We start from the raw sequence: 11,141 nt of genomic DNA, 5'->3' as shown, positions 1-11,141 counted from the left end.
TTGCAGAGTTGCTAATGAAGAAGGCACCGAATTTCGTTGATCTCGTTTGCGCCAGCACAGATGATGAGTTCGACAATGCCTATGATGCCTTTATAGGGGAAGCAGTCGATCATCTGGAAGTGAATAAGAAGAACTTTGCCGTTCTAGACGAAGTGGGTTTGTCAGGTGTGTTCGCTGCCTCGCTTAAAATGCCTGGCGTGACAGTGCTTCAAGAAGCACACTCGAATGGCCATGTGGACATCACTGTATATTTGGACCATTGCACACCCGTGAGAAAGAAACTCTTTGAAGCCAAAATTCATGATGGACCAAGCTATCATATAAGTGGGCTAGAACAGCTCCTAAGCCGATACACAACAGGTAGAGAAGGGAGAGGCGTTGTTCTTTCTTACGTTAGGAAGAGCAACATCGCGCAGCTGGTAAAATCGGTTAGGGCAAAGATGGATGAAGATTTACCATGCCGTCAGCAGGGACATACTTCTGACCACACCATCAAATGGTCCTTCTTGTCGCACCATGCGCACTCTTCCGGAGAAGAGCTCGCGGTTGCGCATGTGAGCTGCAATCTCTTCCTTGAGGGTTCCGACAAGTAGCTGCCTGCCTAGCCTTTTTCGTCGGCCAAGCGTATTCGCAGTGCGATTCTGGAATCCCCAGCAAATTGTTCTCGATTGAACGCCCCCCTCCTCTGGTTCCTCCCCGGCCCTGAACGTATGCGGGGGGGCGCAGCGCGGCGGTTCGCTAGCGTCAGGCAGTTTCACCGGGGAAGCCAGGCGGAAGCCACCTTGCGACCCGTAGCCGGAATTCCTGAGTCAGATCAGCGGCTTGCAGAATCACGATCTGGCCGTGGTGGATTCCCGGCGGGAAGCCAGGGAAGCCACCTTCGGGGAAGCCAGTTGGCGGGAAGCCACCCGGAAAGCCAATTCCTGAGAAGCCGTTGAATCCGCGTTACTTTTTCGGTTGACAGATGTGCCCCCATTGACCTACCTCTTGATCATCGAAGAATTGCGCCCGGAGGAACCCCCTCGCGGGCGCTTTTCATTTTCCTCCCCCACATCCCGAGCCCCACCCCATGGACCTCGTCTTCGCGCCGAGCCAGGTTGAATCTTGGCCGATTGCCCGGCTGCGCCCCTATGCCCGCAATGCCAAGATGCACGGCGACGACCAGGTGGCGAAGATCGCCGCCAGCATGGCCAAGTTCGGCTGGACCGTGCCCTGCATGGTGGCCGACGACGGCGAACTGATCGCGGGCCATGGTCGCGTGCTGGCCGCGACCATGCTCGGGCTGACCGAGGTGCCGGTGATCCGGCTCAGCCACCTCGACGAGGCCGAGCGCCGGGCCTACCGGATCGCCGACAACAAGCTGACGGAACTGGGCGAATGGGACGAGGCGATGCTGCGCGACGAGATCGCGGGGCTCTTGGCCGAGGATTTCGACCTGACCCTGCTCGGCATCAGCGACGATGACCTCGACGCGCTATTGCGGGATCCGGAGGCGCTGGGCGGCGATGGTCCGGTCGAGGGCGAGGACGATGTTCCGGAACTGCCGGTGTCACCGGTGTCGGTGCCGGGCGATCTCTGGCAGCTGGGCGCGCATCGGCTGATCTGCGGCGACAGCACTGCGGCCGATGTCGTGGGGCGGCTGCTCGGTGATCTGCGCCCATTGCTGATGGTCACCGACCCGCCCTATGGCGTCGAATACGATCCCTCCTGGCGCAATGCCGCGGGGGCCGCGAAGACGAAACGCACCGGCAAGGTGCTGAACGACGACCGCGCCGACTGGCGCGATGCTTGGGCGCTGTTCCCTGGTGACGTCGCCTATGTCTGGCATGGCGCGCTGCATGCGGGGACCGTGGCGGATAGCCTGGTGGCGGCGAGCTTCGCCATCCGGTCGCAGATCATCTGGGCGAAGGACCGGCTGGTGCTCAGCCGCGGCGATTACCACTGGCAGCATGAACCCTGCTGGTATGCGGTGCGCGCCAAGGGAAAGGGTCATTGGGCCGGAGACCGCAAGCAGACCACGCTGTGGCAGATCGCCAACCGGGATCAAGATGCCGACACCGTGCATGGCACGCAGAAGCCGGTCGAATGCATGCGGCGGCCAATCCTGAACAATTCCAGCCCCGGCCAAGCGGTCTATGAGCCCTTCATGGGATCTGGCACCACGCTGATCGCAGCCGAAACCACCGGGCGGGTGTGCTTCGGGATTGAGTTGAACCCGGCCTATGTCGATGTGGCCATCGAGCGCTGGCAATCCTTCACCGGCCAAGAGGCGGTGCTGGCGGAAACCGGCGAAACCTTCGCCGCCCTGAAAGCCAAGCGGCTCGCGGCATGAATGTGCCCCTCCTACCCGGCAGGATCGAGCAGTGGCCGCTGGCCCGCCTCCGCCCCTACGCGCGTAACGCCAAGACCCATGATGCCGACCAGGTAGCGAAGATCGCCGCCAGCATGGCCGAGTTTGGCTGGACCGTCCCCTGCCTCGTCGCTGCCGATGGCGAGTTGATCGCGGGCCACGGCCGCGTCCTGGCGGCGGCAAAGCTGGGGCTGGCCGAGGCGCCGGTGATCGTGCTGGGCCATCTGACCGAGGCACAGCGCCGTGCCTATCGCATCGCCGACAACAAGCTGACCGAACTGGGCGGGTGGGACGAGGCACTCCTGCTCGAGGAACTGCGGGGCCTGATGGCCGAGGACTTCGACCTCGGGCTGATCGGGATCCCCGAGGATGAACTGGACGCGCTGCTGCACGATGCCGACGACCGTGCGTCCATCGACGATGACACCGCCGACACCATCCCCGAGGCCCCGGCCGATCCGATCACCCGCCCCGGCGATATCTGGGCGCTGGGCGATCATCGCCTGATCTGCGGCGATGCGACCGACCCGGCCGTGGTGGCGCGGCTGATGGACGGGGCGCAGGCGGCGCTGATGTTCACCTCCCCGCCCTACGCCCAGCAGCGCGACTATGGCGCGGCGAAGGAGAAGGTCGGCGACTGGGATGCGCTGATGCAGGGCGTCTTCGCCGCGGCCCCCGTCACCGCCGATGCCCAGCTGCTGGTCAACCTCGGCCTCGTCCATCGCGATGGCGAGTGGATTCCCTACTGGGACGGCTGGGTCGACTGGATGCGCGCGCAGGGCTGGCGGCGCTTCGGCTGGTATGTCTGGGACCAAGGACCGGGCCTACCGGGTGACTGGAACGGCCGCCTCGCCCCGTCGCACGAGTTCATCTTCCACTTTAACCGCCACCCGCGAAAGCCGAACAAGACGGTGGAGAGCAAGCACGCGGGCGAAACCCTTGGCGGAGGCGGGTTGCGCGGGGCCGACGGCACTGTCCACCGCAAGACCGGCACCGGCAACGCGATCCAGAGCCACCGCATCCCCGACAGCGTCTTCCGCATCATGCGCCACAAGGGCGGGCTGGGCGCGGCGGGATCGCACCCGGCTGTCTTCCCGGTGGCGCTGGTCGAGGCGGTGCTGGAAGCCTTCTCCGACCCCGGCGACCTGGTGTTCGAGCCCTTCTGCGGTTCAGGCACCCAGCTGATCGCCGCCGAACGCACTGGGCGACGATGCTGCGCGGTGGAGCTGGACCCGGTCTATTGCGACGTCGCCGTGCGACGGTGGGAGATGGCGACGGGGCGGAAAGCGGAGCGATAGACACGCTAGTACAGTTCGCCTCATTGGTTCAATTGCCCTAGGCAGACCGTCCAGGACTGCTTGTCTTGAGGTTGACCGTGTCGGGACTGATCGCGCCAACTGACCGACGGTGTACGAGATGGCCTTGAAAACCCAGACCGAAACTCCCATTCTAGAACAACGAAATTCAAGGTTCGGCTCTGGTGACCTTGGGTATCTCCTTCGGGGATGTCGTCTCGTGGCTCGTCGTTTTCTGGCTCTGCTTTGACTGGTTTCTGACCATCAACTCGCATCTGGGAGGCATCATGATGAAAATTGTGAAGACTACGTTGAAAACTGGACTGGATACTCTGGCGGCGCTGCGGGGCCATGGAAACGATTGAGTACCACGACAAACGACATATCGAGGGCAGACCCTTAGGTCCAAGGCCGGAAGCCGCCGGGCGGTTCGAATCCGCCACCCCGCACCAATATGAAGCCCCGGCAGCAATGCCGGGGCTTTGATTAATTCCTACCGTTCGCTGTCGATAATTATCACCTAACGAACGGCTTTTGGGTCCCACTCTTCGGTTCACCCATGAAGCAAATAGACCGTCCCCCTGCCCTCGACCTTCTCCGCGGCGATGGGCAGACCCAGCTTTTTCTTCAGGGCACCAGAGATCGAGCCCCTGACCGTGTGCGCCAACCATCCGGTGGCTTCGACCATCTCGGCGACCGTTGCGCCCTCGGGCCGCTGGAGCATGGCGATGATCTGCGCCTGCTTGGTGCCAGCGCGGACGGTGACGGTTTTCGCGGTGGCGGTGTCGTCGGGCGTTTCCGCGGGTTCCGCCTTGGGCTTCGCCTTCCGCACGCTGGCGACGGCGCTGGCCACCACCGGCTCGATCCCGATGGCCTCCAGCCCAGCCTCTGTGGCGATCAGCGTGGTGCTGTGGCCGTCGCCGGTCTCGCGCCACATCGGCTCGCTACGGCGAAGGTTGGCCTCGACCTCTTCGAGCCAGCCGCAGGCGATCATCTTGCCGACCACCATCTTGGCGGCGGCGCCGACCAGCCCTTCGGGCAGCGGCAGGGCGAGGTTCCCCGGCCGGGTCGCGGCGCGGGACAGGATCAGGGATTGGGTGTCGGACGGGGTGGTCATCGGGGCCTCCGGGCGCTTGGGCGCGAGCTGTGCGCGCCTTCTACGGAGGCAAGCCCCGCGCTGCCGGGCGGGGCGGCCGTCGCGCGTTGTGGGCGCGTCAGGCGGCGTGTTCGCCTTACTTGAAGGCGCTGTCGCTGATCTGGCGCAGCAGGCCCGCGTAGTGCTTCAGCGTGCCGACATGGCCCCAATGGATCTCGTCGGGGTGGGTCTCGAAATGGTCGTCGCTGAGGGCCTTCAGGCGCTCCAGCATCATGTCGATCTCGGCCTTGGCGGCGATGAAGGCGTCGAGGGCCTTGGAGTTGTCGACGGCGCGGCGGGCGGTCATGGCGGGGCATCCTTCGGTGAGTTGCATCGTTCCGGTGCCAACACCATCGCTCTGTCGGGCGAATGATCGTAGGCAAATCGCAGCAATATCAGTGCTTTCTGATCATTCCGGTCAGATCAGCCGCATCTCCGCCAGCGTGCGGCTGGCAGCGCCAAGCTGGGCGGTCGGCAGTTCGATCTTCAGGTGCGACAGGACGTCGGAGGCCTCGGCCGGGATCCCGCTCTCGCGCAGTGCCTGCTCGATGACCTCGGCAATGGCGTCCGGGCGGCTCAGATCGAACCCCTCGGGAAAGGCGGAATAGTCGATGCGGATGGTGGTCGTGGTCATGGTGAAGCCCTCCTGGGATCGGCGCGATGCGGCCTGTTGTTGGACAACAGAATCGCTCCGGAGGGGAAGACAATCAACGGGAATGATTGTATTTTCCCCTTTATCTTCAATATCTTGATAGGCATCACGGCGCCATGAAGGGCATGAGCGAACGCGAGTATGTGGCGCATTCCGGCCTCTCGCGCGGCGGTGTGCAGAAGGCGCGCAAGAACGGGCGGCTGGTGGTTTATGACGACGGGTCGATCAATGCCGCTGCCTCGGATGTGCGGCGGGCCGAGATGACGGATCCGGACCAGCAGCGTCGATCTTTGGGCGGAGACGCGGCACCGGGCGGGCTTGGCGAAACCGCCTCCTATATCAAGGCGCGCACGGCGCTCACCGTCTACGCGGCGCAGGAGCGCCAGCTGGCCGTGCAGAAGAAGAAGGGTGCGCTCGTCGACCGCGCGCGGGCAGAAACGCTGGTGTTTCGCCTCGCGCGGCAGGAGCGCGACGCCTGGGTGACCTGGCCCGGACGGGTGGCGGCGCTGATGGCGGCGCAAATCATGGCGGAGGTGGAACGACAATCCGGGGCATCGGTGACGATCGAGACCGCGATCCTGCAGAGGGTGCTGGAAGCCCATGTCAGAGAGCAGCTCGACGCCCTCGCCGATCTTCGGGTCTCGCTCGGATGACGACAACGACCTGACAGAGGGTCTCGACCTCGGCTTCGACGGTGCCGAGGATCTGCTCCGGGTCTGGCGGCAGGGGTTGCGCCCCGATCCGAACCTGACGGTGTCGGAATGGGCGGATGCGCATCGCTGGCTCGGCTCGCGCGCCTCGGCCGAGCCGGGGCGGTATCGCACCGCGCGCACGCCCTATCTGCGCGCCATCATGGATGCGCTCTCGCCTGGCCATCCGGCGCAGCGCATCAGCTTCATGAAGGCGGCGCAGGTGGGCGCCACGGAAGCGGGCAACAACTGGATCGGCTTCGTCATCCACCACGCGCCGGGGCCGATGCTGGCGGTGCTGCCGACGGTCGAGATGGCAAAGCGGTCCTCGCGCGGCCGGATCGACCCGCTGATCGCGGAAAGCCCGGCGCTGCGGGAACGGGTCAGCCCTGCCCGGTCGCGAGACGCCGGGAACTCGATGCTGTCGAAGGAATTCCCCGGCGGCATCCTGGTGCTGACCGGCGCGAATTCAGCGACCGGGCTGCGGTCGATGCCCGCGCGCTATGTCTTCCTCGACGAGGTCGATGCCTATCCGGCCTCGGCCGACGAGGAAGGCGATCCGGTCACGCTGGCCGAGGCCCGGACCACCACCTTCGCGCACCGGCGCAAGGTGTTCATGGTCTCGACGCCGACGATCCGGGGGCTGAGCCGGATCGAGCGCGAGTTCGAGGCGTCCGACCAGAGGCGTTACTTCGTGCCCTGCCCCCACTGTGGCACCATGCAATGGCTGCAATTCGACCGGCTGCGCTGGGCGAAGGGGAAACCCGAGACCGCGGCGTACCATTGCGAGGGCTGCGAACGCCCCATCGCCGAGCACCACAAGACCGAGATGCTGGCCAAGGGCGAATGGCGGGCGACGGCGGTTGCGACCGATCCGAAGGCCATCGGCTTCCACCTCTCGGCGCTCTATTCGCCGCTTGGCTGGAAGAGCTGGGCCGACGTCGCGCGGGAATGGCTGGCGGCGCAGGGCTCAGAAGAAATGCTGCGCGCCGCGCGGAACACGCTCTTGGGCGAGACATGGGTCGAGTCGGGCGACGCGCCGGAATGGCAGCGGCTGGCGGATCGGCGCGAGGCCTGGAAGGTGGGCATGGTGCCGATGGCGGGGCTGTTCCTGACCGCCGGGGCGGACGTCCAGAAAGACCGGATCGAGGTCGACATCTGGGCCTGGGGCCGGGGTCTGGAAAGCTGGCTCGTCGATCACATCGTCATTCCGGGCGGGCCAGACGATCCCGCCGCATGGGACAAGCTGACTGCGCTCCTATGCCGGTCTTGGCAGCATGCGAACGGCGCCTTCATGACCGTGGCGCGGTTCGGCATCGACACCGGCTATGAGGCCGCGGCGGTCTATGCCTGGTCGCGCAAGGTGGGCTTCGAACAGGTCGCGCCGCTGAAGGGGCTTGAGGGCTTCAACCGCGCCGCGCCTGTCTCGGGCCCGACCTTTGTCGACGCCACCATCGGCGGCAAACGCCTGCGCCGCGGCGCGCGGCTTTGGTCGGTGGCCACGGCGACCTTCAAAGCGGAGACCTACCGCTTCCTGCGGATCGAGCGACCCTCCGACGAGGAACGGGCCACAGGGGTGTTGGATGCCCCCGGCACGATCCACCTGCCCGGCTGGGCCGACACCGAATGGCTGAAGCAGCTGGTGGCCGAACAGCTGGTCACCATCCGCAACAAGCGCGGCTATGCCCATCAGGAATGGCAGAAGATGCGCGAACGGAACGAGGCGCTCGATTGCCGGGTCTATGCCCGCGCCGCCGCGTGGATCCTCGGTGCCGACCGTTGGGACGAGGCCACCTGGCGGCGGCTCGAGGCACAGGCGGGCGTGGAAACGCGCATGCCTGCGGCGGTCGCGACGGAAAGCGCACCACCCGATCCGGCCCAACCCAAGGCCGGAACCCTGACCACGCCGCGCCGGAGACGGCGGGCCTACACCCCGAACTTCATGAGGGACTGATGGACCTTGAACGCATGCAGACCCTGCTCACGGCTCTGCAGGAAGCCCGCTTCGCCGGGCTGCGCAGCGTCAGCTACGACGGCAAGACCGTGACCTACGGCTCGGATGCCGAACTGGCGGCGGCGATCAGGGATCTTGAGGGGCGGATCGCAGCGGCAAGCGGCACATCTGCCCGTCGCCGCCGCTGGGGCACCATCGCCACGAAGGGTCTGTGACCATGGTGCTCGATGCCTTCCGCGCGCGGCTCGGGTCCATCATCGGCGGGTTTGACGCGGCGCAGTACCACCGCCGGATGCGTGGGTTCCGTGCCACGCGGGCGCATGTGAACACGCTGATTGCGGCCTCGGGCGAAACCATCACCGCCCGGGCGCGCTGGCTCGTGCGCAACAACGGCTATGCGGCGAACGCGGTCGATGCCTTCGCCAATCACGTCGTCGGTGACGGCATCAAGCCCTCGTCGAAGATCGCGGATGCGGCAAAGAAGGAGGAGTTGCAGAAGCTCTGGCTCGCCTGGACGGACGAGGCTGATGCTGAGGGGCTGACGGACTTCTTCGGGCTGCAGCGCCGCGCCGCGCGCGAGGTGTTTCTGGCAGGCGAGGTCTTCCTGCGCATCCGCACGCGGCGGGCGGAAGACGGGCTGACCGTGCCGATGCAGTTGCAGATGCTGCCCTCGGAAATGCTGCCCCAGGACATGACCCGCGTCCTGCCCGGGGCGGGGTCGATCCGGCAGGGCATCGAGTTTGATGGGATCGGCCGCCGCGTCGCCTACCACTTCCTGCGACGCCATCCGGGCGACAGTACCGATCCCGGGCTGGCCGGAGAAACGGTGCGCGTGCCCGCGTCCGAAGTGATCCACATCCTCGACCCGGTCGAGGCGGGCCAGCTGCGGGGCGTATCGCGCTTCGCCGCGGCCGTAGTGAAGCTGTTTACCCTCGACCTCTACGACGATGCCGAACTGGAGCGGAAGAAGACCGCGGCGATGTTCGCGATGTTCATCACCTCCCCCGCGCCGGAAACCGCCCTCGATCCGGCAGAGGACGATCTGGAGGTGGAACCGGGCCAGGTGGTGCGGCTCGATCCCGGCGAGGATGTCACCACCCCTTCGACGCCGGATTCCGGGTCCACCTATGAACCGTTCCAGTACCGCACGCTCCTGCAGATCGGCGCCGCGCTGGGCGTTCCCTATGGCTATCTGACCGGCGACACGGCGAAGGGGAACTTCTCGAACACGCGGATCGCGCTCGTCGACTTTCGCCGCCGCATCTCCGCCTTCCAGCATTCGGTGATGGTCTATCAGCTTTGCCGCGCCGTCTGGACGCGCTGGATGGACATGGCGGTGCTGGCGGGCGCCATCGATCTGCCCGGCTTTGCCATCGATCGGCGCGCATACCTTGCCTGTGACTGGCTTCCGACGAAATGGGACTGGATCGACCCCGCCAAGGATGCCGCGGCCGAGATCCTGCAGATCGAGGCGGGCCTCAAATCCCGCACGCAGGCCATCGCCGAGCGCGGCTATGACGCCGAACAGGTCGACCGGGAAATCGCGGCCGAACGCAAGCGCGAGGCGGAGCTCGGGCTTGACTTCCGGCGGCCGGGATCGCCCGCGCAGGCGGCGGGTGGCGGCACAGGACAGAGCGGCGCCGAAAGCCCGCAGCAAGATCAGCAGAACGCCAGTGATCAGGAAGACGACGGCGAGGACCGAAACCCCCAGCCCGCGGAGGAAGGATGATGCACCACACCCAGATCGCGCAGCGGGTCTTCAACACGCCGTTGATGGTCGATCCTGCCAAGGCGCTGGCTTTCCTGACCGGGCTGGGGCCCCGGATCACCGGGCGAGACATCCGCATCGAAGGGCTGGAAATCGCCGCCGAAGATCGGGATGCCGCCACCCTGCCCGCCCGCGCCTCGCTCTTTGGCGACGACCTGACCAGCCGTCAGGCGCGGAATGGCGGCCAGCCCTTCGCGGTCGTCGACGGGATCGCGGTCATCGAAATCGCGGGCACGCTCGTCCATCGCGGCGCCTGGATCGGCCAATCCTCGGGGCTGACCTCCTACGAGGGCATCGCGGCGCAGCTGCAGGCGGCGCTGGCCGATCCGGCCATTCGCGGCATTGCCCTCGACATCGATAGCTTCGGTGGCGAGGTGGCCGGTGCTTTCGACCTCGCCGACCGCATCCGCGCGGCGCGTCAGGTCAAGCCCGTGCAAGCTTTCGTCGCCGATCACGCCCTCTCGGCGGCCTATGCGCTGGCCTCCCAGGCCGACCGCATCATCCTGCCGCGCACCGGCGCTGTCGGCAGCATCGGCGTTGTGGCCATGCACAGCGACATGAGCGGGGCGCTCGACCAGAAGGGCATCGCAGTGACGCTGATCCACGCAGGCGCCCGCAAGGTCGATGCGAACCCCTACCAGCCTCTGCCCGAGTCCGTCCGCGCCCGGATCGCGGGCGAGTTGGAAGACCTGCGCCAGCTCTTCGCCGAAACCGTCGCCGAGGGTCGCGGGCGGCGCCTCGACACCCTTCGGGCGCTCGGCACCGAGGCCGCCGTGTTCCGTGGTGAGGCGGCTGTCTTCGCCGGTCTCGCCGATGAGGTGGCCGATCCGGTTGCCGCCTTCCGCGCTTTCGCCGCCGCACCCCGCGGCACAGCCACCCTCAAATCCAACCCCAAGGGAAAGGGCCCGATGATGACCACTGCCCCCAAAGATGATGCGCAGCCTTCTGCCAGCACCCCGCCGGAACCGGCCTCGCCCGCGGCGATCGCACCGCCGCAAACCACGGCGGCCGCGATGTCGCCCGAAGCGATCCGGGCGGAAGCCGCCGAGGTCGCGCAGGTCTGCGCGCAGGCGGCGCGCCTTGGCATCCAGATCGACGCCGCCGATGCCGTCGCCAAAGGCGTGAAGCCCGAAGCGCTGCGCGCCAAGGTGCTGGCCGATCTCGCCGCGCGGAGCGATGCCGCGGGCATCATCGCCTCCGCCCCGGCCGCGGGCGCGAAGGAAAGCCCCATCGTGGCTGCCGCGAGGAAGTCGGCCGCCGCCTCGCACTGATACCGAAGCCGATCTCTTCCGCGCCCG

The 11,141-nt window shown here is 66.3% G+C and carries 11 protein-coding genes; 8 read left to right on the top strand and 3 right to left on the bottom strand.

What is annotated here, in order from left to right; genetic code table 11:
* Positions 1-14: 14 nt before the first annotated feature.
* The 3 genes from A9O63_RS22795 (at position 15) to A9O63_RS11235 (ending at position 3,648) form a co-directional block, all read left to right on the top strand.
* Positions 15-593: a hypothetical protein gene (locus tag A9O63_RS22795; protein WP_141703077.1), complete on the top strand. Its 579-nt coding sequence runs from the start codon at positions 15-17 to the stop codon at positions 591-593.
* Between the two features lie 476 nt (positions 594-1,069).
* The gene (locus tag A9O63_RS11240; RefSeq protein ID WP_069332014.1) at positions 1,070-2,332 is read left to right on the top strand and encodes a site-specific DNA-methyltransferase; all 1,263 of its coding nucleotides are present in this window, start codon (positions 1,070-1,072) and stop codon (positions 2,330-2,332) included.
* Positions 2,329-3,648: a site-specific DNA-methyltransferase gene (locus tag A9O63_RS11235; RefSeq protein ID WP_069332013.1), complete on the top strand. Its 1,320-nt coding sequence runs from the start codon at positions 2,329-2,331 to the stop codon at positions 3,646-3,648. The genes A9O63_RS11240 and A9O63_RS11235 overlap by 4 nt, the downstream gene beginning before the upstream one ends.
* Before the next feature lie 550 nt (positions 3,649-4,198).
* Here A9O63_RS11235 and A9O63_RS11230 read toward each other — a convergent pair.
* The 3 genes from A9O63_RS11230 to A9O63_RS11220 form a co-directional block, all read right to left on the bottom strand.
* Positions 4,199-4,762 carry a DUF3489 domain-containing protein gene (locus A9O63_RS11230; RefSeq protein WP_069332012.1) on the bottom strand — a complete coding sequence of 188 codons (564 nt, stop codon included), beginning with the start codon at positions 4,760-4,762 and terminating at the stop codon, positions 4,199-4,201.
* Between the two features lie 115 nt (positions 4,763-4,877).
* Complete coding sequence (locus A9O63_RS11225) at positions 4,878-5,087, bottom strand: hypothetical protein (protein WP_069332011.1); 210 nt, start codon at positions 5,085-5,087, stop codon at positions 4,878-4,880.
* A 111-nt stretch (positions 5,088-5,198) separates the two neighbouring features.
* Complete coding sequence (locus tag A9O63_RS11220; protein WP_069332010.1) at positions 5,199-5,414, bottom strand: hypothetical protein; 216 nt, start codon at positions 5,412-5,414, stop codon at positions 5,199-5,201.
* A gap of 134 nt (positions 5,415-5,548) precedes the next feature.
* Between A9O63_RS11220 and A9O63_RS11215 the strand changes: the two genes are divergently transcribed.
* The 5 genes from A9O63_RS11215 to A9O63_RS11195 are packed head-to-tail and all read left to right on the top strand — an operon-like array spanning position 5,549 to position 11,114.
* Complete coding sequence (locus A9O63_RS11215) at positions 5,549-6,085, top strand: hypothetical protein (protein WP_069332041.1); 537 nt, start codon at positions 5,549-5,551, stop codon at positions 6,083-6,085.
* Complete coding sequence (locus A9O63_RS11210) at positions 6,033-8,075, top strand: phage terminase large subunit family protein (protein WP_069332009.1); 2,043 nt, start codon at positions 6,033-6,035, stop codon at positions 8,073-8,075. Before A9O63_RS11215 ends, A9O63_RS11210 begins: the two co-directional genes overlap by 53 nt.
* Positions 8,075-8,290, top strand: coding sequence for a phage head-tail joining protein (locus A9O63_RS11205; protein WP_069332008.1), 216 nt, complete (start codon positions 8,075-8,077; stop codon positions 8,288-8,290). The genes A9O63_RS11210 and A9O63_RS11205 overlap by 1 nt, the downstream gene beginning before the upstream one ends.
* A 2-nt stretch (positions 8,291-8,292) precedes the next feature.
* Complete coding sequence (locus A9O63_RS11200) at positions 8,293-9,804, top strand: phage portal protein (RefSeq protein WP_069332007.1); 1,512 nt, start codon at positions 8,293-8,295, stop codon at positions 9,802-9,804.
* On the top strand, positions 9,804-11,114 hold the full coding sequence (locus A9O63_RS11195; RefSeq protein ID WP_069332006.1) for a S49 family peptidase: 1,311 nt from the start codon (positions 9,804-9,806) through the stop codon (positions 11,112-11,114). Before A9O63_RS11200 ends, A9O63_RS11195 begins: the two co-directional genes overlap by 1 nt.
* Positions 11,115-11,141: the final 27 nt, after the last annotated feature.

Origin of the sequence: Cereibacter johrii (assembly GCF_001720585.1) — a bacterium.
GTDB lineage: Bacteria > Pseudomonadota > Alphaproteobacteria > Rhodobacterales > Rhodobacteraceae > Cereibacter_A > Cereibacter_A johrii.
This window is presented reverse-complemented; position numbering and strand designations above follow the sequence as displayed.

Bases quoted from the DNA above. Each gene is read 5' to 3' on its own strand.
- A9O63_RS22795 (WP_141703077.1), top strand. From the start codon at position 15: ATGAAGAAGGCACCGAATTTCGTTGATCTCGTTTGCGCCAGCACAGAT.
- A9O63_RS11240 (WP_069332014.1), top strand. From the start codon at position 1,070: ATGGACCTCGTCTTCGCGCCGAGCCAGGTTGAATCTTGGCCGATTGCC.
- A9O63_RS11235 (WP_069332013.1), top strand. From the start codon at position 2,329: ATGAATGTGCCCCTCCTACCCGGCAGGATCGAGCAGTGGCCGCTGGCC.
- A9O63_RS11230 (WP_069332012.1), bottom strand. From the start codon at position 4,762: ATGACCACCCCGTCCGACACCCAATCCCTGATCCTGTCCCGCGCCGCG.
- A9O63_RS11225 (WP_069332011.1), bottom strand. From the start codon at position 5,087: ATGACCGCCCGCCGCGCCGTCGACAACTCCAAGGCCCTCGACGCCTTC.
- A9O63_RS11220 (WP_069332010.1), bottom strand. From the start codon at position 5,414: ATGACCACGACCACCATCCGCATCGACTATTCCGCCTTTCCCGAGGGG.
- A9O63_RS11215 (WP_069332041.1), top strand. From the start codon at position 5,549: ATGAAGGGCATGAGCGAACGCGAGTATGTGGCGCATTCCGGCCTCTCG.
- A9O63_RS11210 (WP_069332009.1), top strand. From the start codon at position 6,033: ATGTCAGAGAGCAGCTCGACGCCCTCGCCGATCTTCGGGTCTCGCTCG.
- A9O63_RS11205 (WP_069332008.1), top strand. From the start codon at position 8,075: ATGGACCTTGAACGCATGCAGACCCTGCTCACGGCTCTGCAGGAAGCC.
- A9O63_RS11200 (WP_069332007.1), top strand. From the start codon at position 8,293: ATGGTGCTCGATGCCTTCCGCGCGCGGCTCGGGTCCATCATCGGCGGG.
- A9O63_RS11195 (WP_069332006.1), top strand. From the start codon at position 9,804: ATGCACCACACCCAGATCGCGCAGCGGGTCTTCAACACGCCGTTGATG.